Source organism: Paracoccus sediminis, assembly GCF_900188295.1.
Lineage (GTDB): Bacteria > Pseudomonadota > Alphaproteobacteria > Rhodobacterales > Rhodobacteraceae > Paracoccus > Paracoccus sediminis.
Genome location: NZ_FZNM01000002.1, coordinates 143385 through 168455 on the forward strand (window position 1 = coordinate 143385; position 25071 = coordinate 168455).

Annotated in this window: 17 protein-coding genes and 1 pseudogene; 8 read left to right on the forward strand and 10 right to left on the reverse strand. The window is 66.6% G+C overall.

Going from position 1 to position 25071, the window contains the following annotated elements:
* Window positions 1-98 precede the first annotated feature (98 nt).
* Entirely contained in the window at window positions 99-1874 is a 1776-nt protein-coding gene (locus tag CHB77_RS03755) for an SLC13 family permease (RefSeq protein WP_089386847.1), read from the forward strand.
* Between the two features lie 24 nt (window positions 1875-1898).
* Here the strand turns inward: CHB77_RS03755 and nhaA are convergent, their stop codons facing one another.
* The gene (gene nhaA, locus CHB77_RS03760; RefSeq protein WP_089386848.1) at window positions 1899-3086 is read right to left on the reverse strand and encodes a Na+/H+ antiporter NhaA; all 1188 of its coding nucleotides are present in this window, start codon (window positions 3084-3086) and stop codon (window positions 1899-1901) included.
* Window positions 3087-3179: 93 nt separating this feature from the next.
* The gene (locus tag CHB77_RS03765; protein ID WP_089386849.1) at window positions 3180-4334 is read right to left on the reverse strand and encodes an AI-2E family transporter; all 1155 of its coding nucleotides are present in this window, start codon (window positions 4332-4334) and stop codon (window positions 3180-3182) included.
* A 159-nt stretch (window positions 4335-4493) separates the two neighbouring features.
* Here CHB77_RS03765 and CHB77_RS03770 point away from each other — a divergent pair, with 159 nt between their 5' ends.
* The 3 genes from CHB77_RS03770 to cysN all read left to right on the forward strand — a co-directional run bounded on the left by CHB77_RS03770 (window position 4494) and on the right by cysN (window position 8712).
* The gene (locus tag CHB77_RS03770) at window positions 4494-5729 is read left to right on the forward strand and encodes an Hsp70 family protein (RefSeq protein ID WP_089386850.1); all 1236 of its coding nucleotides are present in this window, start codon (window positions 4494-4496) and stop codon (window positions 5727-5729) included.
* A gap of 131 nt (window positions 5730-5860) precedes the next feature.
* On the forward strand, window positions 5861-6796 hold the full coding sequence (gene cysD, locus CHB77_RS03775; protein WP_425320181.1) for a sulfate adenylyltransferase subunit CysD: 936 nt from the start codon (window positions 5861-5863) through the stop codon (window positions 6794-6796).
* A complete protein-coding gene (cysN, locus tag CHB77_RS03780) occupies window positions 6796-8712 on the forward strand; it encodes a sulfate adenylyltransferase subunit CysN (protein WP_089386851.1) in 1917 nt (638 codons plus the stop codon). The genes cysD and cysN overlap by 1 nt, the downstream gene beginning before the upstream one ends.
* Window positions 8713-9193: 481 nt before the next feature.
* Here the strand turns inward: cysN and CHB77_RS03785 are convergent, their stop codons facing one another.
* From CHB77_RS03785 to CHB77_RS03800, 4 genes are all read right to left on the reverse strand, one after another.
* Window positions 9194-10453: a CAP domain-containing protein gene (locus CHB77_RS03785; protein WP_165456190.1), complete on the reverse strand. Its 1260-nt coding sequence runs from the start codon at window positions 10451-10453 to the stop codon at window positions 9194-9196.
* A 163-nt stretch (window positions 10454-10616) separates the two neighbouring features.
* A complete protein-coding gene (locus CHB77_RS03790) occupies window positions 10617-15113 on the reverse strand; it encodes a translocation/assembly module TamB domain-containing protein (protein WP_089386853.1) in 4497 nt (1498 codons plus the stop codon).
* Window positions 15113-16966: an autotransporter assembly complex protein TamA gene (locus CHB77_RS03795; protein ID WP_089386854.1), complete on the reverse strand. Its 1854-nt coding sequence runs from the start codon at window positions 16964-16966 to the stop codon at window positions 15113-15115. The genes CHB77_RS03790 and CHB77_RS03795 overlap by 1 nt, the downstream gene beginning before the upstream one ends.
* 116 nt (window positions 16967-17082) lie before the next feature.
* Complete coding sequence (locus CHB77_RS03800) at window positions 17083-18033, reverse strand: glucokinase (protein WP_242626516.1); 951 nt, start codon at window positions 18031-18033, stop codon at window positions 17083-17085.
* A gap of 129 nt (window positions 18034-18162) precedes the next feature.
* On the opposite strand from CHB77_RS03800, the gene CHB77_RS18265 reads away from it, so the two are divergent.
* Window positions 18163-18594, forward strand: coding sequence for a hypothetical protein (locus CHB77_RS18265; protein WP_089386856.1), 432 nt, complete (start codon window positions 18163-18165; stop codon window positions 18592-18594).
* On the opposite strand, the gene CHB77_RS03810 is transcribed toward CHB77_RS18265, so the two are convergent.
* The 4 genes and pseudogenes from CHB77_RS03810 to CHB77_RS18590 all read right to left on the reverse strand — a co-directional run.
* A complete protein-coding gene (locus tag CHB77_RS03810) occupies window positions 18591-19331 on the reverse strand; it encodes an amino acid ABC transporter ATP-binding protein (RefSeq protein WP_089386857.1) in 741 nt (246 codons plus the stop codon). The two genes, CHB77_RS18265 and CHB77_RS03810, sit on opposite strands and share 4 nt — an antisense overlap.
* Entirely contained in the window at window positions 19328-20002 is a 675-nt protein-coding gene (locus CHB77_RS03815) for an amino acid ABC transporter permease (protein WP_089386858.1), read from the reverse strand. Before CHB77_RS03815 ends, CHB77_RS03810 begins: the two co-directional genes overlap by 4 nt.
* Entirely contained in the window at window positions 19999-20763 is a 765-nt protein-coding gene (locus CHB77_RS03820) for an amino acid ABC transporter substrate-binding protein (RefSeq protein WP_089387150.1), read from the reverse strand. The genes CHB77_RS03815 and CHB77_RS03820 overlap by 4 nt, the downstream gene beginning before the upstream one ends.
* A 223-nt stretch (window positions 20764-20986) precedes the next feature.
* Window positions 20987-21091 (reverse strand): annotated as a pseudogene (locus CHB77_RS18590) (enoyl-CoA hydratase/isomerase family protein); the annotation flags it as partial.
* A 120-nt stretch (window positions 21092-21211) separates the two neighbouring features.
* Between CHB77_RS18590 and CHB77_RS17990 the strand changes: the two are divergent.
* The 3 genes from CHB77_RS17990 to CHB77_RS03835 all read left to right on the forward strand — a co-directional run bounded on the left by CHB77_RS17990 (window position 21212) and on the right by CHB77_RS03835 (window position 25021).
* A complete protein-coding gene (locus CHB77_RS17990; protein WP_165456191.1) occupies window positions 21212-22837 on the forward strand; it encodes a DUF2125 domain-containing protein in 1626 nt (541 codons plus the stop codon).
* Window positions 22838-22905: 68 nt separating this feature from the next.
* Entirely contained in the window at window positions 22906-24255 is a 1350-nt protein-coding gene (locus CHB77_RS03830; protein ID WP_089386860.1) for a TldD/PmbA family protein, read from the forward strand.
* The gene (locus CHB77_RS03835) at window positions 24242-25021 is read left to right on the forward strand and encodes a 3'(2'),5'-bisphosphate nucleotidase CysQ (RefSeq protein WP_089386861.1); all 780 of its coding nucleotides are present in this window, start codon (window positions 24242-24244) and stop codon (window positions 25019-25021) included. The genes CHB77_RS03830 and CHB77_RS03835 overlap by 14 nt, the downstream gene beginning before the upstream one ends.
* The last annotated feature ends 50 nt before the right edge of the window (window positions 25022-25071 follow it).

The following is a 25071-nucleotide window of genomic DNA, read 5'->3' on the forward strand; positions in this document are numbered from 1 at the left end:
AATCTTTCTGCCCGATCCGCCCGGCATGGCAACCAACTCCCCGACCGGGCGGTTCTGCGACTGCCGCCCGTGTCCGGGCGTGCAAGACAGGACCAATCATGACAGCACAGCAGATGCTTGCCTTTGCCATCGTCGGGGTGATGATGGTGTTGTTCATCTGGGGCAGGCTCCGCTATGACGTGGTGGCGATGCTGGCCCTGCTGGCGTCCCTGCTGGCGGGCACGGTATCGCCGGACGACGCCTTCACCGGGTTCAGCGACGACATCGTCATCATCGTGGGCAGCGCCCTGGTGGTCAGCGCCGCCGTGTCGCGGTCCGGCATCATCGAGGCGGTGCTGCGCTGGCTGGTGCGCAAGCTGACCACCATGCGGGTGCAGCTTCTGGTGCTGGTCGGGTCGGTCACGCTGATGTCGGCGCTGGTCAAGAACATCGGCGCCCTGGCGATGATGATGCCCGCCGCGCTGAAGATGGCCAGGAAATCCGGGCAATCGCCGTCGCTGTACCTGATGCCGATGGCCTTCGGATCGCTGCTGGGCGGGCTTGTCACGCTGGTGGGCACATCCCCCAACATCATCGTCTCGGGCGTGCGCGAGGAGATGACCGGCCAGCCCTTCACCATGTTCGATTTCGCCCCCGTGGGTCTTGGCCTGTCGGCGGTGGGCATCGTCTTTCTGCTGTTCGGCTATCGCCTGCTGCCGTCCGACCGCCGCGCCACCGCGTCCCTGGGCGAAGCGGTGAAGATCAGCGACTACAACACCGAGGCGACGGTGCCCGAGGGATCGGTTCCGGTCGGCATGACCATCGGCGGTCTGATCGGGCTGGCGGACGGCGAAATCACCGTAACGGGCCTGATCCGCAAGGGGGAACGGCGCAAGGTCGTGCTGTTCGACACCATGATCGAGGCGGGGGACATCCTGTTGCTGCGCGGCGAACCCGACGGGCTGGAACGGGCGGTTGCCAAGGGCGGTCTGGAACTGGCGGGCCACGACACCGCGCTGAAACTGGAGCTGCCCGCCAGCAAGGTCGGCGTGATCGAGGCCGTGACCACTGTCAATTCCAGCCTGATCGGCAAAAGCGTGGGCAGCATCCGGCTGTTCGACGAACAGGGAATCAGCCTGCTGGCGGTGTCGCGGTCGGGCCACCGGATGACCGAACGGCTGTCCAAGACGCGTTTGCAGGCGGGCGACGTGCTGCTGTTGCAGGGGCCGGTCGAACTGCTGCCCGAACGCATCCGCACCCTGGGCCTGCTGCCCCTGGCGGAACGCAGCCTGCGCATCGGCAGCGTGCGCAAGGAATTGCTGCCGATCCTGATCCTGGCCTCGGCGATGGGGTTGACGGCCATGGGGCTTGTGCCGGTGGCGGCGGCGTTTTTCGGCGCGGCGGTGCTGATGATCCTGACCGGCGCGATCAGCGCGGACGGCGCCTATGACGCGGTGGAATGGCCCTTGCTGATTATGCTGGGCGCGCTGATCCCGGTCAGCCAGGCCTTGCAGACGACCGGCGGCACCGACCTGATCGGCGCCTGGCTGTCGGACGTGGCGACCGGCCTGCCCGTGTGGGGCGCGGTGGCGCTTATCATGGTGGCGGCGATGGCGGTGACGCCGTTCCTGAACAACGCCGCCACCGTCCTGGTCATGGCCCCCATCGCCGTGACCTTCGCGGGCACCCTGGGCTATGCCCCCGAGGCGTTCCTGATGGCGGTGGCGGTCGGCGCAGGCTGCGATTTCCTGACGCCTATCGGGCATCAGTGCAACACGCTGGTCATGGGTCCGGGGGGATACCGCTTCAGCGACTATCCCCGGCTGGGCCTGCCCCTGTCGATCCTGGTCGTGCTGACCGGGGTGCCGCTGATCCTGGCCTTCTGGCCCGTCTGAGAACCGTCCGGCAAGGCCCGCCGATCATTCGGCTGCGGCCATGCGGCGCGGCGCTTCGCGCTTGGCAAGGCGCAGGATCACATAGCCGGCGATGCCCGCGACCAACGATCCCATCAGGATGCCGATCTTGGCCTCGTCCTGCAACAGCGGGTCGGTAAAGGCCAGAAGCGAAATGAACAGGCTCATGGTAAAGCCGATCCCGCACAGCAGCGTGGTGCCCAGCATCTGCATCCAGCTTGCGCCCGCGGGCAGGTCGGCCCAGTCCAGCTTGACCAGGATGGCCACCGCGCCGAAGATTCCCACCAGCTTGCCGAGGGACAGGCCGATCGCGACGCCCAGCGTCACGGGCGCCAGGAAAGCCTCGGCCCCCAGACCGGCAAAGCTGACCCCGGCATTGGCGAACCCGAAGATGGGGATGATGATGAACGACACCGGCACGATCAGCGCATGTTCCAGACGGTGCAGCGGGCTTTCCGATCCCCGCGCCTCGGGCGTGGCGGGGGTGCGCTTCAGCGGGATGGTCAGCGCCAGAAGCACGCCCGCGATGGTGGCGTGGATGCCCGATTGCAGGACGAAGAACCACAGGACCGCGCCCAGCGCCAGATAGGGCGACAGCCGCATCACGCCAGCCCGGTTCAGCCCGACCAGGGCTGCCACCACAAGGGCCGAAAGACCCAGATACATCGGCGACACGTCGGCGGTATAGAACAGCCCGATCACGATCACCGCGCCCAGATCGTCGATGATCGCCAGGGCGGCCAGAAACACCTTGAGCGAGGTCGGCACGCGCGGCCCCAGCAGCGACAGCACGCCAAGCGCGAAGGCGATGTCGGTGGCCGACGGAATGGCCCAGCCGTGCGTGGCCCCGGTTCCGGCGGTGAAGAACAGATAGACCAGGGCCGGAACCGCCATCCCGGCCGCCGCCGCCACGCCCGGCAGGATCCGCCGGGGCCAGGACGACAGGTGGCCGTCCACCATTTCCCGTTTGATTTCCAGCCCGACCATCAGAAAGAACAGCACCATCAGCGCATCGTTGATCCAATGCGCCACCGACATAGGCCCGACATAGGCGTGCAGGAGGCTGAAATACGCCTCGGACAGGGGGGAATTGGCGACGATCAGCGCCAAGGCTGCGGCCGCCATCAGCAGCAGCCCCCCGGCGGTTCCGTTGTCCAGAAACTTGCGGATGGTGTTTTGAATGCGGCCTGCCATGAAAGCCCCCTTTGTCAGAAACGGTTCAACCAGTCTCCGTATTCAGGGCCTTCCCTGGGCGCACGCAGCACACGCCATGGCGCGGCATCATATTCACGGCGGGTCGGGTTTCAAGGGCTTTGCGGCATGAGACCGGATCTCGCGCAGCCATTCGCGCCAGATGGCCACCAGCAGCGCCATCAGCACCGGACCCACGAACAGGCCGACGATGCCCATGGTCTTGACCCCTCCCACCAGGCCGAAGAACGTGGGCAGGAACGGCATCTTGACCGGGCCGCCCACCAGGACCGGCCGGATGGTCTTGTCCACGATGAACAGTTCGACCGATCCCCACAAAAACAGCAGGACCCCCGCCAAGGCCGACCCGCTGGCCACCAGATAGATCGACACCAGAGTAAAGCACAGCGGCGCGCCGCCCGGAATCAGCGCCATGATCCCGGTGATGACCCCCAGCGTGACCGGCGACGGCACCCCGGCGATCCAGTAGGCGATGCCCAGGATCACCCCTTCGCCCATGGCGATCAGGGCCATGCCGGTGACGGTGGCGCTGATCGTCAGCGGCACCACGCGCGACAGCCGTTCCCAGCGGACGGGCAGGATGCGCGCGCCGATGATGTCGATCTGGCCTGCGATCTTGTGGCCATCGCGATAGAACACGAACAGCGCGATCAGCATGAACAGCAGGTTCAGCGCCAGATGAAAGGCGATGTTGCCTGCCGCCAGGACGCTGCGATAGATCGAGGCGATGGTGTTGCCGCTGGTCAGCTGCACCAGTTCGGCGATGGCGCCGGGGCGGCCGACATGGCGCGACCATTGTTCGTCGATCCAGTCCCCGATCTGCGGCAGTTGCTGCATCCACAGGGGCGTCGGCGCGCCGTTGGCATTGACCGCAAACCCCCAATAGATCCATTGCTGCAATTCGCGGAATGCATAGAGCAGCGCCATCGTGATCGGCACGACCAGAAAGAACACGATGACCAGGATGAACAGCGCGGCGGTGGTGGTCCGGTTGATTTCCAGGCCGCGCTGCACGCTGCGCGACAGGTTCCAGCTGGCAAAGGCGATGATCGTGGCCGCCAGGACCGGCACCAGAAAGCCGTAGAAGAAATAGATGGCGGCGGCGATGATGAAGACCAGCAGCCAGCGCGCGGCCGAGATGTCGCTGATAAGCGGAAAAGGCGTGACCGCCGGATCGTCCGGCTCGGACGCGGTGTCGGGCCGGGGCGTGGCGGGATGGGGATCTGTCATGCCGTCGCGCCTGTTCCTTGGATTGGCCGCTGTCCTGTGACTGTTGCATCCTTGGTCGCGGCGTCAACCCGTCTTGGCGGAAATCGGCATCGCGGCCCTTGCCGGCCGCCCCATGACCCGATAGCCAGCCGGCCTTTCCGCCAAGACACCCAAAGGCCCATGACCGGCACGCTTGCGATAGACTTCGGCACATCGAACACCGCCGTGGCCGTCCTGGATGGCGGCACGGTGCGGCGCGTGCCGATCGAATCCGGGGCCGATACGCTGCCCACGTCGGTCTTTTTTCCCGCCCGCGGCGGGACCATGCGCATCGGCGAGGCCGCGTCCCACGCCTTGGTCGCGGCCGAGGAAGGCCGCTATATGCGGGCGCTGAAAAGCGTCCTGGGCACGCCGCTGCTGCACGAATCGCGCCTGATCGGCGGAAGGCGGCGCAGCCTCGCGGATGTGATCGCGGCCTTTCTGGCCGAACTGCGCCGCCGGGCCGAGGCCGCGACCGGCCTGTCGCATCGCCGCGCCCTGTCGGGCAGGCCGGTGCATTTCCACCCCGATCCCGCCCGCGATGCCCGTGCCCTGTCCGACCTGCGCGCCTGCTATCAGGCGGCGGGCTTTGACGAGGTGGCCTTCATGCCCGAGCCGGAAGCCGCGGCCCTGGCCTGTCACGGCATGGGGGCGGCGGGCCGGATCGGGCTGATCGTGGATGTCGGCGGCGGCACCTCGGACTTTTCGGTGTATCGCACCGAAGGCGACGGCGCGCGCATCCTGGCCAGCCACGGCATCCGTCTGGGGGGAACGGATTTCGACGCCGCGATCTCGCTGGGCCATGCCATGCCGCTGCTGGGCCACGGATCGCAGCTGCGCCGAGAGATGGGCACGGGCCTGTTGCCGGTGCCGAACGCGGTCTATGCCGACCTGGCAAGCTGGGCGCATATCCCCTTTGTCTATACGCCCGACACTCTCAGGCTGGCGCGGCAGATGGCCCGGCTGGCCGTGGAGCCACGGCGGCTGATCCGGCTGGCCACCGTGCTGGCGGACGAACTGGGCCACGAGCTGGCCTTTGCGGTCGAACGCGGCAAGATCGTCGCCAACGACGGGGCGGGCGCGCGGATCGGCATGGGCTTTGTCGAACCCCGCCTGGAGGCGGCGATCACCGAAGCGTCGCTGGCCGATGCGCTGCGCCCCTTTGGACGCGCCCTGGAAGACGCCCTGGGGGAAACGCTGGATCGCGCCGGGGTCGGGGCCGGTTCCATCGCCGACGTGGTTCTGGTCGGCGGTTCCAGCCTGATGCGCCTGGTCACGGATCTGGCATCGCGGACGATGCCCCAGGCACGCCTGCACAGGTCCGAGGCATTCACCGCCGTGGTCGATGGCCTGGCCTTGGCGACGCAGGCGGAATAGCGTTCCGTCAGACCGGGGACATGCAGGAAACTTAGGTTTTTCTTTATTCGAAACTTGCATCTTGCATGGTGCTGAAGGATAGCAAACCGTCCCGACCCGGACAACGCCCGCCCGTGACGAAACGAAAGTCGATGCCCATGAACAGCCAGGCCCATACCGCGATCACTCCGGCGACCCTGACCCACTTGCAGCGGCTGGAAGCCGAAAGCATCCACATCATGCGCGAGGTGGTGGCGAACGCCGAAAACCCGGTGATGCTGTATTCGGTGGGCAAGGATTCCGCCTGCATGCTGCACCTTGCGCGCAAGGCGTTCCACCCCTCGTCGCCGCCGTTCCCCTTGCTGCACGTGGACACGACCTGGAAATTCCGCGCCATGTACCACCTGCGCGACCGGGCGGCCACGGCGGCGGGCATGGATCTGATCGTCCATCACAACCCCGAAGCGATGGCCCAGGGCATCAACCCGTTCGACCACGGCAGCCTGCACACCGACATGTGGAAGACGGAAGGCCTGAAACAGGCGCTGACCAAATACAATTTCGACGTGGCCTTCGGCGGCGCCCGCCGCGACGAGGAGAAATCCCGCGCCAAGGAGCGCATCTTCTCGTTCCGGTCGGCCAACCACCGCTGGGATCCCAAGAACCAGCGGCCCGAACTGTGGAAGCTGTTCAACACGCGCAAGGCCAGGGACGAATCGATTCGCGTGTTCCCGCTGTCCAACTGGACCGAGCTGGACATCTGGCAATACATCCATCTGGAAAACATCGAGATCGTGCCGCTGTATTTCAGCGAACCCCGCCCCGTGGTGGAACGTGACGGGCTGCTTATCATGGTCGATGACGACCGCTTCCCGCTGCGCGACGGAGAGGTGCCGCAGATGCGGTCGGTCCGGTTCCGCACGCTGGGCTGCTATCCGCTGACAGGCGCCGTGGAATCCAACGCCCGCACCTTGCCCGAGGTGATCCAGGAAATGCTGCTGACCACCACCTCCGAACGCCAGGGCCGCGCCATCGACAAGGACCAGGCCGCGTCGATGGAGAAGAAGAAGCAGGAAGGGTATTTCTGATGACCGCCCAAGATCCCGTTTACGTCACCGATGCCCTGATCGCCCAGGATATCGACGCCTATCTGGTGAAGCACCAGCACAAGACCATGCTGCGCTTCATCACCTGCGGTTCGGTCGATGACGGCAAATCGACGCTGATCGGCCGCCTGCTCTATGACAGCAAGATGATCTTCGAGGATCAGCTGGCCAGCCTGGAATACGACAGCAAGGTGTCGGGCACCCAGGGGGGAGAGATCGATTTTGCCCTGCTGGTGGACGGTCTGGCGGCCGAACGCGAACAGGGCATCACCATCGACGTGGCCTATCGTTTCTTTGCCACCGACAAGCGCAAGTTCATCGTGGCCGACACGCCCGGCCACGAACAATACACCCGCAACATGGTCACGGGCGCATCCACCGCCGATCTGGCGGTGATCCTGATCGACGCGCGCCAGGGCGTGCTGACCCAGACGCGGCGGCACAGCTATCTGGTGAATCTGCTGGGCATCCGCAACGTGGTTCTGGCGGTCAACAAGATGGATCTGGTCGATTATTCGGCCGAACGGTTCTACGAGATCGTCAGCGATTACAGCCATTTCGCCAAGCAGATCGGCATGGACAGCTTTCTGCCGATTCCGATTTCCGGGCTGAAGGGCGACAACATCGTTTCCAAAAGCCCCGAGATGCCCTGGTACCAGGGTCCGACCCTGCTGGGCCATCTGGAAGACGCGCCGATCAGCGACATGGCGATGCAGGACCGTCCGTTCCGCATGGCGGTGCAATGGGTGAACCGTCCGCATCTGGATTTTCGCGGCTTTTCGGGCCAGATCAGCGCCGGCACCGTGCATCCGGGCGATCCGGTCAGGGTTCTGCCGTCGGGCAAGACCACGACCGTCAAATCCATCGTGACCTTTGACGGCGATCTGACGCAGGCTGTTGCGGGGCAGTCCGTAACCCTGACCTTCGCGGACGAGATCGACTGTTCGCGCGGCGACGTGATTACCCGCGCCGATGCCCCCTGCGAGGTTGCGGACCAGTTCGAGGCGACCCTGGTCTGGATGTCGGAATCGGACATGCTGCCGGGCCGGCCCTATCTGCTGAAGATCGGCACCCAGACCGTCAGCGCCACCATCACCGAGCCGAAGTTCGAGGTGAACGTCAACACGATGGAGCATCTGGCCAGCAAGACACTGGGCCTGAACGCCATCGGCGTCGTCAACATCTCGACCGACCGGCCCGTCCCGTTCGAGGCCTATGGCGACAATCCCGACCTGGGCGGGTTCATCCTGATCGACCGGATGACGAATGCCACCATCGCCGCCGGGATGCTGCATTTCGCGCTGCGCCGGTCGCAGAACATCCACTGGCAAGTGACCGACGTGAACCGCGATGCCCATGCCGCGCAGAAGAATCAGCGCGCCAAGGTGGTCTGGTTCACCGGTCTATCGGGGTCGGGCAAATCGACCATCGCCAACATCGTCGAACGCAAGTTGCATGCGATGGGCAAACACACCTTCCTGCTGGATGGCGACAACGTGCGGCATGGTTTGAACCGCGACCTGGGCTTTACCGATGCCGATCGGGTGGAAAACATCCGCCGCGTGGGCGAGGTCGCCCGGCTGATGTCCGATGCCGGGCTGATCGTGCTCACCGCCTTCATTTCGCCCTTCCGGTCCGAGCGGCGGATGGTGCGCGACATGATGGCATCCGGCGAATTCATCGAGGTTTATGTCGACACCCCGCTGGAGGTCGCCGAACAACGGGACGTAAAAGGTCTCTACAGGAAGGCACGCTTAGGGCAGTTGAAGAACTTCACCGGCATCGACAGCCCCTACGAGGCCCCCGAGCAGGCGGAACTGGTGGTCAACACCGCAGCCCTGTCCGCCGAGGATGCCGCTGACCGGGTGATCGAGGCGATCCTGCGCAGTCAGGCCTGATACGGTCCATCGGGGTTGCGGCCAAGGGTTCAGGCGCCATGACGGGCGCCGGATCCCCCGGGACCGGCGCGGTTTCCGCGCAAGGGCCGCTGGGCCGGCGGATGACGGCCGGGAAGGGGCGGCCCGTCCAAGGGTTCTGCGACCCCCGTGGGCCGCGCTTCCGCAGGCGGTGCCCGATGGCCGAAAAATGCGGGCGGCGGTCTGGTGTCCCCGCCCTTGCTGGCACGAGGTCGTCAGACAGCCAAGGACGCAGGATTTCCCGTGTCCAGGCCTGCCCTGCCATCATGGCGAACGCGGGCCGGGCTAGTTCCTGCCAGGACGACTGCCCCACAGTTAACGTTTTCGTAACTTTTGCCGTGGCGCAGGAACCATCCGCCAGGCGCCACGTTAAAAGCGCGTAGTAAAATTGCTTCAACGCAGTAGGTTATCGAGTAAGCCCGTCAATTCTTTGACGGGCTTTTCGCATTCGGCCTGTGTGGCGTCAAAAACCGAAGATGTCGTCGGCGACGGCGGCCACCGTCAGGGTGGTTCCGGCCACCAGGATGCGATCGCCGTCCCCCAGGTCGATCAGGATTCCCGCAGAAATCCTTGACATGTGATCGCGCATGAAGCTTGCGGGATCGGCGTCCAAGCGGTCGGCGTCGATCACCAGCCGGTCCAGGCCCTGCTGATAGGATTGGATCGTGTCGGTGCCCCCGCCAATGGCGAACACGAACGTGTCGGCCCCTGCCCCGCCGTTCAGCAGATCGTTGCCTGCGCCGCCGTTCAGGGTGTCATCGCCGCCGCCGCCCGACAGGGCATCGTTGTCCCGGTCCCCCATCAGCCAGTCGTCGCCGGCCTGACCCGCCATTGCATCCCGCCCATCGCCGCCGAACAGGCGATCGTTTCCGTTCCCGCCCCACAGGCGGTCATTGCCGGCATCGCCGCGCAGCAGGTCGTTTCCGTCTTCCCCGGCGAGCCGGTCGTTGGCGGTCCCGGCCTGCACCGTGTCGTTGCCGGTGCCGCCATACAGCCAATCCGCCCCCACATCCCCGATCAGCCGGTCGTTGCCGGCATCGCCGCGCAGCGTGTCGTTGCCGCCGCCGCCCATCATCCAGTCGTCGCCGTTCCTGCCCCCCGCGGAATCGTGCCGGCCCGTCAGGCGATAATCGTCGTTGCGCACGGTCCCCGCCGTCGCGGTCAGGAAGGCCCGTCCGTCAAAGCTGTTCAGCCAGTCCGCCCGCACCGGCATGGAGGCATCGGCCCTGGGCGCGGGGACCGCGAGGAAGCGGCCGGTGTCCAGGCGCGTCTCGCCATCGGTGTCGGCGAAATTCTGCGTCGCCATCAGAACCTTGTAGTCGCGGCCCCCCACGCGCAGCGACCCCACCTCGAGCCCGATACCGAGATAGGCGGCGTCGCCCATGATGTTGGCGTAATGGCCGGGGCTTTTCATCAGGTTCTGGTGCAGCTGACGAATCTCGTCACGCAGGTCGGATTCGCCACGGACGCTGATATAGGCGATGTTTTCAGCCGTCATCCAGGATCCGGACAGATCGAAGCCCGCCGTTTCCATGCGCTGGCGGGCGCCGGATCCGTCCAGGCCGTTGTGGGAAAAGACATCCTGGTCCAGCATCCAGCGGCTGTGCCCGGCGGCCGAATCGTTCAGTCGCTTTTCCAGCCCCAGCGCGGCCAGCCCTTCAGCTTGACGGGCCTGGTTCACCAGGGACGCGAAATACCGTTCGTTCGCAGAAGCATAGGACATGAGGGCGCCTTTGCAGTGGCCGACAAATTCACGGCACCATAAGGCAGAAAGCATTAAGGAATTGTTGCAAAATCATTAAAATGCGGGATTTCGCCCATCAGGTTCTTGCGTCGGCAGCATCGTGCCGACAAGCGGGGCCGACATCCCGGCCCCGCGCGACCTGTCAGTAGTCGCGCTCGAAATAAATTCCCAGTGTGCCGTCGCTGCCGACCGATCCCCGCGCGGTCAGGGAATTCGTCACGTCCAGGTTCAGGTTCAGTGTGCTCTTGCCGTCGGCCCCCACCGCGACGTCGGTGTAAAGATTGTCCGACAGGTACTTGCCCGCCCGAACCTGCACATTGCCGTCATCGTCGGTCGCCAGATCCAGATCGTCCAGGCCGACCTGGTTGCGCAGGTTGCCGATGATGCCTTCGCCGCCGCGCCCGGCCAGAACGGCGATGGCATTGGCAAGCTGAGCGGCCTGCAAGGGGCTGATGTTGTCCAGACCCTGGCCGAACAGCAGCTGGGACAGCACCTCCTCCTCGGGCAGTTCGGGCGACGATTCGAAGGTGATCTCGGGATCGCGCGCCTCTCCGTCGATGATGATGCGGGTTGTGATGCCGTCCCGGTCGGTTTCCGCGACCAGCCGGATCACCGGGATAAGGCTGCCTTGCAGTTCCACCAGGCCTTCGGTCAGATCGAAGCGACGGCCCAGCAGGTCGACCCGTCCCCGGATCAGTTCCAGAAAGCCGATGGGAATGGCGTTGCGCGTGGTCCCCTGCACTTGCAGCGTCCCGCCCAGTTCGGCATCGATACCGCGTCCGCGGATGAACACCTGATTCGGGGCGTTGATGACCAGATCCAGCCGGGGCGGCAAGGCCGGCGGGGTCGATGGCGGCCCTGCCAGCCCCGCCTCGCGCGATGCCTCGCTGGGATAGGGCTCCAGTCCTGCCTTGGCGCGGGTGGACCGGACGGGCCGCGTGTCCCCGACATGGTTGATGTCGGGGATCGCCTTGGCGCCCCCCAGCCCGGTCGAGGGAATGCGGATTTCGGTTTCGCCCAGATTGATGACGCCGGAAATCAGCGGGCCGTCGGCATTGCGGCCCGACATGCGCAGGCTTCCGTTGATCTCGGTCTGGTAAAGGTTCGGATCGCGGGCGATCACGCGATCCAGCACGATGGCCAGATCCAGCGTGCCGCCTTGAAGATCGACCGGTCCGCTGACCCGGACCCGTCCTCCGTTCGAGACATTGGCATCGGCATCGATCGTGATCCGCCCCCCCGCCAGATCGGCAGTGGCGTTCACCCCTTCCAGCCGGATGCCGACGCCGGGGTCGGAAATCCGGCCATTCGACAACCGGACGCGACCGCTGACCGCCTGCAAGGACGGCGTTCCGTTCACGGCCAGATCGAAGGACAGCGGACCTTCGATGCTGCGGGTGCGGATGAAGGTGTTGGCGATCGAGGCGTCGCTGTTGCCCGTGACCGACAGGTTCAGGGCCGAGAAATCGCGTGCCGCGCTGCCCGCGACTTGCAGCCGGGTGTTGCCCGGCGCGGTGGCGTTCAGATCGACCACGAAATTGGCGCCGTCTTCGCGGATCGTGCCGCTGGCCTGGAGGGGACCGGGGAATTCGGGTTGCAGAAGGCCCAGATCGGACAGGCGCGCGGTGACGTTCATGCCGCTGGCGGTATCGCCGTCTGCCTGCACGGACAGTTGCGGGTTCCGCACGGTCAGCCGCTGGACCGACAGCCCGGCCTGGGATTGGGTCGCCGCGACGTCGAACCGCGTCTGCCCCGCCAGCAGCGGATCGACGCGGGACTGGCCGACCGACAGGCCGTTGGCCGTGCCCGTCGCGCTCAGCCGGCGGGCGGCGCCTTCCTGGATCACCCGAGCCTGGGCGGTCAAGGCGCCGCTGATGCCGTTGCCCAGGAAACGCAGATCCTGCGCATCCACCTGTGCCGTCACATCGGTCCGGTTGCCGCCGACCGTTCCGGCGGCGGTCACGCCCAGGCGCGGGTTGTCGATCCGGGCCTGTTCTATGGTGAACACGCCGTTTCGTTCGGTACCCGTGACGGCCAGGCGCGTTTCCCCCGCCAGCGCCCCATCGACCTGCGCCTGGCCCAGGGCGAGGTCGCGTCCAGTGCCGGTCACCTGCAACTGCCGCACGCCGTTGCCCGCCTCGCGGAAGCTGCCGGCCAGATCCAGCGCGCCGCGCCAGCCGGGACCGAAGGGCGCCAGCGAGGCCACCGCGACATCGGCCGAAATGTCCGTGACGCCGGGGCCATAGGTGCCCTGCGCCGTCGCATTGATCTGATCGTTCGTCAGCCGGACATCGCGCAGGGTGACGGTGCCGTCACGCTCCTCGGCCGACAGGCGCAGGCGGGTGGTGCCGGTCAGGGCGGCGTCGGCATTCTGCACGCCCAGGGACAGATCCTGCCCCGATCCGGTCAGGTCGATGAATCGCGTGCCGTCCCGTTCCGTCAGCCGGCCCATGGCGTCGAAACCGCCCGTCCAGCCCGCGCGGATGGCCGACAGATCCGGCACGGCCAGATCCACGCTGGCGTCAAGCGCGCCCGCGGCAAAGCTGCCGCGTCCTTCGGCACGCAGCTGCGGATTGGCCAGCCGGAACACCTCGACCTCGTATCCCTGCGGCTTTTCCGCCGCCAGCACGGTCAGGGTCGTCGTTCCGTCCAGAGCATTGTCCAGCGCCTCGATGCCGACGCGCAGATCTTCGGTCTCTCCGCTGAGGGTCAGCTGCCGCTGGCCCGCCGCGCCCGACAGTTTGGCATCCGCCTGCAAGGCGCCCGAGAAATTCGGATCTGCGTCCTGCAACGACGGCATGGAAATGGTCGCGGTCACGTCGCTGGACAAGCTGTTGACATAACCCTGCGCCTCGGCCGTCAGGCGTTGGGCGTTGACCGCCAGCCGCTCGATCTCGATCCCGGTTTCGTCGCGCCGCGCATCCAGCGCGATGGTGGACCGTCCTTCCAGAAGGCGGTCCAGTTGCGGCTGGTCCACGGCGATGTCGGTGCCGGTCACGCTGGCGTTGACCGCGAAACCGCGCGTCAGAAAGGTGTAGTATCCGCTGACGCTGGCATCCGCCCTGCCCTGCATGTCGCGCCCGGCTGCGGTGGACAGCCGGGCCAGATCCGCATAGCGGGCATCGGCGTCCAGCGACAGCACGAAGCCGCTGCCCAGGCCCGACAGCAGCACAAGGCCGTTCAGCCCGTAATCGGTGCCCTCGACCGACAGGTCGGAAAACTCCACGGCATTGCCGGGGGTGAAGTCGAACCGGGTGCTGCCGTTGATCTCGGATCCGATGGCCTGGGCCAGTCCGGCATCGGCAAACGCCATCCCCCGCGACCCGAATCGGATGCCGCCCCTGACCGACGACAGGCTGCCGTCATCCAGCACGACGGCGCCCGATCCGTCCAGTTGCAGTTCGCCCAGCGTCGCATCGCCCAGATCCAGCGCGCCGACGCGGCCGTCCAGCGTCCAGCCCTGGCCTTGGGCCGCATCGTATCGCAGATTCAGCCGACCCGATTCAACCGTTGCGTCTTCACCCGCGAAGGGCAGCGGAACCGGCACCTGGGCGGCGCCCGCATCCGATCCCAGGGCAATTTCCAGCTGCGCGTTCTGCGGCGCGCCCTGGGCATTGACGGCCAGCGATCCATCCAGCGACAGCGCCTCGGTCACAAGGTTCAGCGTGGGGATCTGCAAGCGGCCGTCGTCGCCGCGCCAGCCCTGGGCGCGAAGCTGGACCTGGTCGCCGAAGAAGGTCCGGTCCGCAGGCGGCAGAAGCGACGCCACGTCGCCGCCCAGTTGCAGGCTGAAGTTGGTGCCGGGATCACCCGCCCGGTTCGGCCCGCCTGCCGCCGAAACGCGGCCCGTCACGCGTGGCAGGCCGTCGGTCGCCAGCTTGATATCGACGCCGAAATCCCTGATCCGGCCTTCGCCGCTGATTTCCGCCACGACCGAGGGCTTGTCGTAAAGGTCGATCAGGTTGACCAGCAGCCCGTCGGCGGCCTCGTCCAGGGTCAGGTTGACGCGCAGGATCTGCGAGGCGTTGGAATAGCCCGCGTCCAGGTTGAATGTCCCGCGCGGGCCGTCCAGCCGCTGAATGGCCAGTTTCGCCTGACCCTCGCCGCCCTCAAGGCTCATTCCGCCGGTCAGCGAAATCGCGGCGGCCAGGCCGATCACGGGTTCGCCCAGGTCCACCCGGTCGGCGCGGATCTGGTCGATGTTGATGGCCACCGGCAGTTCGGGCAGGGCGAATTCGAAATCCCGCGCTTCGGCCGTGGGCGACCGCTCCTCGCCCAGAGGCAGGCGGGGCAGCAGGATTTCGCGCGCGGACAGTTCCGCGATCTCGATCCGGCCGCGCAGCAGGGCGGACCGGTTCCATTGGATCGCGCCGTCGTTCAGGGTCAGCCAGGCGCCATCGGCATCGGCGATGGTGATCCGGCGAAAGGTGGCGCGCGATGACAAGGCGCCGTCAAAGCCGTCGATCACAACCTCTCGGCCCGCACTGGACAGGTTGCGTTCCAGAAGCCGGGTCAGAAAGCCCCGGTCGTCGCTCTCCTGCTCTGAAATCTCCGCCGCGGTCTGCGCCATCACCGACAGCGGAAACAGGACCGCGAACAGAACCAGCCATATCGTGCGCATCAGCCCGATCCCACGCATCAGAACGCCTGCCCCAGACCCAGATACAGTTGCACGCCATTGCCGGTATCCCCCCCGGCAGGCCCGGCCACGTCAAAGCGCAGCGGCCCGATGGGCGTGTTGTAGCGAACGCCGATCCCCGCGCCCGAATGATCGTCGCTGGTTCCGCCCCAGCCGTCTTCGGCCCAGACCTGCCCGTAATCGGCGAATGCCACGACGCCGATGCGTTCGCGCACCTGCCATCGCACCTCGGCCGACAGGGTCGCCACGCTGGCGCCGCCGGTCTTGATCGGGCCGTTCGGTCCCTGGATCTCCTCGACTCCCAGGGATTGATAGGGCTGGCCCCGGACCGTTCCGCCGCCGCCGGAATAGAACAGATAATTGCGCGGCGTGTTCTGAATCGCGCTGCCCAGGACGCTGCCCAGGCGCGCGCGGCCCGCCAAGGTAAGGCGGTCTTCGGCCCCCAGGGAATAAAAGGCCCGCCCCTCGCCCAGCAGGCGCACCCCGGAATCGGTGCCGTCGAAGCCCTTGAAGGGGGTGGCCTCGCCTTGCAGGTAATAGCCGCGCCTGGCGTTGTTTTCGTCGTCCCGCGCGTCCCACATCACCGCCGTGGGCAGGGCCAGAACCTGGAAATCCGTTTCGCCCAGATCGTCGTAGACGCGCGAGAACTGGTACTGGATCGCCGTGTCGAACGTGAAACGGTCGCTGAAGACGTGGTTGAAGCCCAGCCCGACCGTCCCGGTATCGGCGTCGTAATCCTCCTCGCGTTCCCGGCTGAGGGAGGTCAGCACATAGGCCGTCGTGTCCGGCGTGATGGTGGCGGGCCGGTCGATGCGAAAGGTGACAAGGTCATCCCGCCCACTGGTATCGGATCCCATGTCCTTGACCTCGCCTTCGATCCTCAGGCGTTCGCCGCCACCCAGCAGGTTGCGGTGCATCCAATAGGCCGACACCATCGCCCCGTCCGTGGTCGAGATTTCGAACCCCGCGCCGACGCGGCGGGGTTTCTGTTCCACCACGGTCAGGTTGATGTCCATGCTGCCGTCGGGATTGAGGGTTTCCGATTCCTCCAGCGTGATGGCCGAAAAGACGCCGGATCGGCGCAGGCGCTTGCGCACGTCCTCGATCTCCTCGGGGTCGAAACGTTCGCCTTCGGGCAGGCCCGCGATCTTGGCCAGCCGGCGGGGATTCATGCGGTCGTAGCCGCGCAGGTTCAGCCGGCCAAAGGTGACGCTGGGACCGGGCGACAGGGCGATCCGGCTGTCCACGACGTTGGCGACGTGATCGGCGGTGATGTCCTGCCCGGTGACATCAGCCTTGGCGTGGCCCACGTCGCGCCAGCCTTCGACCCCTGCGCGGGCGGCGTTTCGGATGATGCCGGTGCCCGCGACCTGTCCCTGGCGGTATTCGGCGGGCAGGTCGGTACGCGGCGCGACGGGCGCGATGGCGGCGCGGGAAAAGCGGAACTGCGGCCCGGTCTGGACGCTGACGACGACCTGCCGGACCATGGCCGGCGCGTCCAGAGGCGCGATCTCGGCCGCCTCGACCCCGTCGAGCGTGATGTTGATGATCGCCGAATAATAGCCCCGGTCGTACAGATTGCCCAGGATTCGCGCGTAATCGGCGCGGGCGGCGGCCAGCACGTCCTGGCCGGTGGTGCGGTCTTCCGACAACGCCCCCGCGATCAGCGAGGCATTGCGCAGCGTCCGATCCAGACCGTCGCCGCCCTGCACCTGGAAGCGCAGCGATACGGGGCCTTCGTCGTCGGACCGGCCGAACAGGCCCGAAAAGGGCGATGACGATTGCGCCCAGACCGCGCCGCCAACGCCCGCCGTGGCCACGGCCACCAGCACCGCCCGCAGATATGCCCGCATCGTTCCTGCCCTGCCCGTTCTTGCTTTGGGGCCATTTGAACAGGATCGACAGGCCGAATCCAGCAAATCATGGGCAAAAAAGCGGCAGCTCTTCAGCTTTCCGTGATCTGTTGCCGTCAGGACAAAGCGGCCAGACACCCATGCAGCGCCGCCATGTCGTCGCGGATCAGGAAGACCGGCGTGTTTTCAGGGATATGGCGCATGTACGGATCGGCCAGGAAGCTGGCGTCGAAATGATCCATCCGATCGGCGATGCTGCGCGCGACGCTGCCGGCCAGGAACAGCCCGTCCAGCGGCATGAACCGCAGCGCCAGTTCGCGGCACAAAAGGCCCACCAGGTCAGTGAACAGGAAATAGGTGGCGCAGGCCGCCGGATCGCCCGCGTCCGCGGCGCGGTCGATTTCCTCGCTGCGGACCGGGGCCGTTCCGGTCAGCGCGGCGTGCAGGCGCGACAGGCCGCGCCCGGCAAAGGCTTCTTCGGTCGAGGTGAAACCCTTGATCGCATCGGGACCGACCGCGTCAAGCAGCCGCTGATGGATGTGGACGGGCAGCTTGGTATGGCCTTCTTCGGCCTCCATCGCGGCGATGGCGCCGCCGGGCAGGTTGCGGACGGCGCAGACGTTGAAGCCGGTGCCCAGGTTCACGACCAGGGCCTGCCCGTTGCGCGCGCGGTCGGCCGGCGCGGTGCGCAACGTGGCCAGCCCGCCGCCGCCCAGCACGGGCGTGGCATAGCCCAGCGCGGTCAGGTCGTTGATAAGCCGGACCTGATCGGCGTCCGTCAGCCGCGCCAGCCGGTCCTGGTCGAAATCCCAGTCGCGGTTGGTCAGCCGGGCCTTGCCGCCGCTGACCGGCCCCGCCACGGCGACGCAGACCGCGCTGATGCGCGGCTGGTCCTGTTCCTGCATGAACTGGCGCACCACGTCGTCAAAGGTCGCGTGATCGTCGCCGCGAAAGCGTGTCACCGTCTGCGTGTCGATGCTGCCGTTGCGCGCGATCGCCAGACGGGCGTTGGTGCCCCCCACATCCGCCAAGAGTATTGCCATGACGCCCCATCGCTCCTGTCGCATCAGCCTGTTTCCCCGACAGGATTGCCCGGTTTTGACCGGCGGCGCAACGCCGCGTCACGGGCAGATCCGGAACCCCGCGTGGTGGTGGCACGTTTCATTGCCAGCAAACACTGACGAAAGGCCGCACCCATGACCCGCATCGCCCACCGCATCGCCCGCCTTGGACTGGCCGGCAGCGTCGTGGCCTTGATGGCCGTGCCCGCCGTTTCAGCAACGCGTCCGGACCAGCCGGTCCAAGCCTGGCCCGCGATGGCCGGCGTCGATACCGCCACCCTGCTGGAACAGGCGCAGGACATGCCCACATCCGACATGGCGGTGGGCGACCAGCCCTATTGCGCGGCTGACGCCGAGATTCGGCTGACCTTGAAACAGGATTTCAACGAATCCCCGGTTCCGGGCGACGGCCATGCCGCAACCGAGCTGTGGGCGTCGGACCAGATGGGCACCTGGACGCTGGTGGCCCCGCGGGCGGATGACACAAGCTGCATCATCGCGTCGGGGATCGGCTATGACACGGCCCGCGACGTGAATGTCTATTACCAGACGGCGGGCCTGCGCTAACCCACGCGGCGCAGAAAGGCGCGCGTGCGTTCATCCTGTGGATCGCCGAAAATCTGGGACGGGGTTCCTTGTTCGACGATCCGCCCGCCGTCCATGAAGACGATCCGGTCCGCGATCTCGCGCGCGAACTGCATCTCGTGGGTGACGATCAGGATGGTCTGGCGGCCATCCGCAATGGATCGGATCAGATCCAGCACCTCGCCCACCCATTCGGGATCCAGCGCGCTGGTGGGTTCGTCGAACAGCAGCAGGTCGGCCTCCAGCGCCATGGCCCGGCCGATGCCCACACGCTGCTGCTGGCCGCCCGACAGGGCCGCCGGATAGCTGTCCCCTCGGTCGGCCAGACCGATCTGGGTCAGGATCTCGTCCGCCCGCTGGGCGGCCCTGGCTGCGGACCAGCCGCGCACGGTGGTCAGGCCCTCGGAAATGTTCTGCCGCGCGGTCTTGTTGGCGAACAAGGCATAGTTCTGGAACACGAACCCCGTCCGCCGCCGCAGGGCCAAGATCTCCGCGCGCGAGGCGTGGGCCGCATCGACGGACAGATCGCCGATCGCGATGCGACCGGCGTCCGGCCGGTCCAGCCAGTTCAGGCAGCGCAGCAATGTGGATTTGCCCGTGCCGGACGGACCGATGATCGCCACGCGCTCGCCGGGCTTCAGGCACAGGTCGATGCCGTCCAGAACCGTGTTGGTCACGAACCGCTTGGTCAGTCCGGCAATGTCGATCTCGCAGGTCATCGCGCCACGGCCTTTCCCAGACGGCGTTCCATCCATCGTTGCCCGACCGACAACGCCTCGACCATGATCCAGTAGATCACCGCGACGACCAGGAACGCCTCCAGATACAGGAAACTGCCCGCCGCTTCCTTCTGGGCGGCGCCCATCATCTCGGTCACGCCCAGGGTAAAGGCCAGCGACGTGCTTTTTATCAGGTCGATGAAATAGTTCATCAGCGTCGGCGCGGCCACGCGAGAGGCCTGCGGCAGCACGATCCGCCGCAGCACCTGGCCCTGGGTCATGCCGATGGATTGCGCGGCTTCCCACTGGCTGCGGTCCACGCCCAGGATCGCGCCCCGGATGCTTTCGGCCATGTAAGCCGAGAAATGCAATGTCAGCCCGATCACGGCCGCCGTGATCCCGTCGATGCTGGTCAGCGCGGGAAACAGTTGCGGCAATCCGTAATAGAACAGGAACAACTGCACCAGCAACGGCGTGCCGCGGAAAAAGCTGATGAACACCGCCACCGCGCCGTCGGCCACCGGCACGCGCAAGACGCGCACGATGGCCAGCAGCGCGGCCAGGATCAGCGCCGCCGCCATCGCGGCGATCGCCATTCCCAGCGTCAGCGGGACATAGCCGAGAATGATCGGCACCAGATCCCACATGTAGGCGGTGTCGAGCGGCCTCATTCAGCGGCGGCGGACAGGGGCCTGGTCACGTCCGCATCCAGCCATTTCCGCGAAATGTCGGCCAATGTGCCGTTTTCCTTCAGCTGGGCGATGGCCGCGTCCACCTTGTCGCGCAAGGCCAGCCCGGCGTCGTCGTTGCGGAACGGCAAGGCGTTGCGGATTTCGCTGAACGGCTGGCCCGCCAGCGCCAGCGGCAGGGGGCTTTGGGCGATCACCTGAGAGGACGACACGCGGTCCATCACGAAGGCATCGACCCGGCCCAGCGCGGTGTCCTGTTCGATGTTGGATTCATAGGTGCGGATGTCGATTTCGGACGCATAGGGCAGGGCGCGCAGCAATTCCTCGAAGTTCGACCCCAGGTTCACCGCGACCGACTTGCCCTTCAGGCTTTCGGGGCCGGTGATGGCATCCTCGTTGCCGGCCTTCACCACCACCTGCGCCCCATCATAGACATAGGGCTGGGTAAAGGCGAATTTCGCCTCGCGTTCGGGGGTGATGGTGATCTGGTTGGCCACCGTGTCGATGCGGTTCGATTCCAGGGCGCCGATCAGCCCGGAAAAGGACATGGTGACGAATTCGATGTCGTCTCCCGTGATCTCGCCCACGGCATTCATCAGATCCACCTCGAACCCCTGCAATTCGTCGGCGCGGGTAAAGGTAAAGGGAAAATAGCCTCCCGACATGCCAACCCGGATCGTCTCTGCCGCGGCGGGCAGGGCGGCGGACAGGGCAAGGGCGGCGGACAGGACAAGATGGCGCATGATGAAAAACTCCTTGATCTTCTTGACCTTGAGATGCGCCGGGATGGCCGGAACCGCAAGCGTCGAGGCCGAAAAAGGACCGGGCTTGCGGCCTTGGCGCCCGGACAGGGACAAAGCCTGCCGGAAAACGGCATGGCCGGAACAATGTTCCGCCGGACCGGACCTAGGATCTTCGCCTTGACCACGGCCACATCGCCGGATGCGGCGGACAGGGCGTCGGCGGCCAGGCCAGGGCCTGATCCGCGTCGATCCGCGCCCCGGCCATCAGGATCATCCTGGCACGGGACGGCCCCACCCGATCCCTCAGGCGCGCGGGATCGGACGGTCGATGGTCACGACGGCCAGGCCATCCCGGTTCACGAAACGGATCACGCGATTGCTCCCTTGGCGTTCCGGGGTCACTGTGCCACAAATCCCACACACAACGACGTTTCGAAAGGTCTTTGGCATGTTCCGCTTTGCTGCAACCTCGACCCTGGCGCTTGTCATCGGCGCCGCGCCGGTCATGGCCAATGTCACCCCGGCCCAGGTTTGGGAAAACCTTCAGAAAACCTATGCCGACTATGGCTATGAGGTGTCGGGCGCGGTGGAGGATGCGGGGGGCACGCTGACCGTCCGGGATGCCGTCCTGTCCAGGCAGAACGACGGCGGCAACACCGCCATCACCGTGCCGCAACTGACCTTGCAGGAAACCGGCGACGCGAAGGTGCGCGTGGTGATCGATGGCGACGTGACGCTGAACAGCACATTCGAGGTCGCTGCCCCCGCCGAGGCGGCCGAGGACGCGCCCACCGACGGCACCGCGGCCCCCAGCGATCCGGCCCCGGCAGATCCGGCCCCGGCCGATCCGACCGCCGCGCCGCAAATGGTTCCCATGTCCGTGACCGGCACCCTCAGGGTTCCGGGAAACGAGATGCTTGTGTCGGGCACGGCAGACGACATGCTGTACGAATACAGCTATCCGTCCGTCGTGATGGACATGCGGATGCCCGTGGGTCCGCAGACCGATGCCACCATGCCCGTCAACGCCGCGTTGACCGATCTGACCGGGACGCAGCGCGTCGTTGCCGGTGACGGTTCGGACACGACCTTCGATCTGAGGGCGGCGGAAGGATCGATCGCCATCGATGGCGACGTTCCGGCAGACCCCGAGGGAACAGGCGGCGGAACGCTGAACCTTCAGGCCAGGATGGCCGATCTGGCCGCCGCCGGCACGATCGATACGCCGTCCCGGACCTTTGATCTGAACACGCAGATGGTCCAGGCGCTTGCCGCCGGTCTGAACATCGGCGGCAGCTTCGCCTTTGCATCCATGGAGGCCAACCTCGATTTCACTGCCAAGGGCGAATCGGGCGAGGATCAGACGGGCACGGGCAAGGCCACGGTCGGCGCGGCCGATATGGCCCTGACGATGTCGGAACAGGGCATGGGCTATACCGGCAGCACCACGGACATCGCCGCCGAGATGACCGTCAGCACCGTGCCCTTTCCGATCAGCTATGCAGCGGATCGCACGTCCTTTGACATCCTGTTTCCGATCAGCCGGGCCGACGCCGCGCAGTCCTTCAAGCTGGCCTACGGGGTGGAAGGGCTGACCTTTGCCGAAGGCATCTGGAACCTGTTCGACCCCGGCAGCCAGTTGCCGCGCGATCCCGCCAGCGTGACGGTCGATCTGGCCGGGGACGTCGTGATGACCTCCGACCTGTTCGATCCGGCGATGTCGCAGCCGCAACCGGGCACACCGCCCGCCCCGCCCTTCGTTCCGCAGACGCTGACGGTCAACAAGGTCGCCCTGGATGCCGTGGGGGCAAAGGCCGACATCACCGGGGAACTGAAATTCGGCGCCAATCCGAACGAACCCGTGGGCACGCTGGACGGCACGTTCGAAGGCGTGAACGGCCTGCTGGACAAGCTGGTTTCCCTGGGCTTTCTGCCGCAGGAACGGGTCATGGCCGTCCGCATGATGCTGACCATGTTCGCCAGGCCCGCCGAGGGCAACCCCGACCAGTTGACCTCGACGATCGAATTCCGCGAGGGCGGCCAGATCTTTGCCAACGGCCAGCAGGTCAAATAGGCGTCGGCACATACGTCCGGGCCGGGGCGTTCCGTCCCCAAACATCACATCAACAAAGAGAGGCGCGAATGTCAGCCGTGCATATGCAAACGCTGGCCGAATCGCTGGTCGAAGCGGCTCGGCGGGCCGGGGCGGACGCCGCCGACGCGCTGGCGGCCAGCGGCCAGTCGACCAGCATCGCCGTGCGCGGCGGCACGCTGGAACAGGCCGACCGGGCCGAAGGCGTCGAAATCGGCCTGCGGGTTCTGATCGGCGGGCGGCAGGCCTGCGTTTCGGCATCCGATCACAGTCCGTCCGCGATCGCCCGGATGGCCGAACGCGCCGTGGCCATGGCCCGAGAGGCGCCGGTCGATGACATGCTGGGGCTGGCCGATCCCGACCAGCTGGCCCGCCACCGCGATGCCGGGGATTTGCAGATCGCCGACGACCGGCCCGATCCGGCCCCTGATGCCCTGCAAGACCTGGCTCTGCGGGCCGAGGCCGCGGCCCGCGACATGCCGGGCATTTCCCAGGTCGAATCCGCCCATGCGGCGTTCAACCGGCAATTTCTGTGGCTTGCGGCATCGAACGGGTTTTCGGGCGGTTACGGACGCAGCGGCCATTCCCTGTCCTGTGTGGCGATCACCGGCGAGGGGCTGGCAATGGAACGCGACCATGCCGGTGAAACGCGTGTCTGGGCCGCGGATCTGCCCACCCCCGAAGACATCGGCAGGCTGGCCGCCGAACGCACGCTGGCGCGGGCAGGATCCAGGAAGCCACCCACCGGGGCCTTTCCGATCCTTTATGACCGACGCGTCGCCGCGTCGCTGATCGGGCACCTGCTGTCTGCGGTTAACGGCGCGGCCGTGGCGCGGGGCGCAAGCTGGCTGCGCAAGGATCTGGGTCGGCCGGTTCTGCCCGACGGATTCGACCTGATCGAGGATCCCCATCGCCCGCGATACCCGTCCTCGCGCCCCTTCGATGCCGAAGGACTACCCACGCGGGCGCGCAGGATCGTCGAAGGCGGCGTCTTGCAGGGATGGACGCTGGATCTGGCGACCGGGCGCAAGCTGGGAATGGCCAGCACCGCATCGGCGGCGCGAGGCATATCCTCGGCCCCGTCGCCCGCGACCAGCAACGTGATCCTGACGCCAGGAACGGTCACGCAGGACGACCTGATCGCCCGGATGGGCACGGGGCTGGTCGTCACATCGATGCTGGGCGCGTCGATCAACGGCACGACCGGGGATTATTCGCGCGGCGCGGCAGGGTTCTGGGTGAACAACGGCCGCATCGCCTATCCGGTCAACGAATGCACCATTGCCGGAAACCTGCGCGACATGCTGATGACGCTGGTGGCCGCCAACGACGCCCTGCCTTGGCGCGGGACCGAGGTGCCCAGCCTGCTGGTCGAAGGAATGACCGTTGCCGGGGCCTGAGGACGATCTGGCCCTGCTGGCCGGCGCCGCGCGGCAGGCGGGCCGGATCGCCCTGTCCTTCTGGCGTGACGCGCCCAAGGCCTGGGACAAGCCCGACGACGCAGGCCCCGTGACCGAGGCCGATCTGGCCGTCAACGATGCCTTGCAGGCTATGCTGACCGGCGCGCGGCCCGATTACGGCTGGCTGTCCGAGGAAAGCAAGGCCGACGCCTCGCGCCTGGATGCCCGGCGCTGCTTCATCATCGATCCGATCGACGGCACCCGCGCCTTCATCGCGGGCCAACAGGGCTTTGCCCATTCGCTGGCGGTGGCCGACGGCGACCGGATCGTGGCGGCGGTGGTGCATCTGCCCGCGATGGATCTGACGTTTACCGCCGCGGCGGACGGTTCCGCGCTGTTGAACGGCCAGCCGATCCGGCCCAGCCTGGCGGGCATCCGGGACGCGCGCGTCCTGACCTACAGGTCGGCCACCGATCCCGAACACTGGAAGAACGGGCAGATCCCGCCCTTTACCCGCGAATTCCGCCCGTCCCTGGCCTGGCGGCTGTGCCTGGTAGCCGAAGGACGCTTCGACGCGGCCTTGTCGCTGCGCGGCGTCTGGGAATGGGATATCGCCGCGGGCAGCCTGATCGCCGAACGGGCGGGCGCGGCCGTCACCGACCGCCATGGCCATCCCATGCGCTTCAACAGCCCGCGGGCGATGGTGGACGGAATGATCGTTGCGGGATCGCGGCTGCACGGCGACATCCTGGCACGGATGGCATAGGGCGTTGTCCAAAGCCGTGCTATGATGCCCTTCAGGACCGGTCCTTCTTG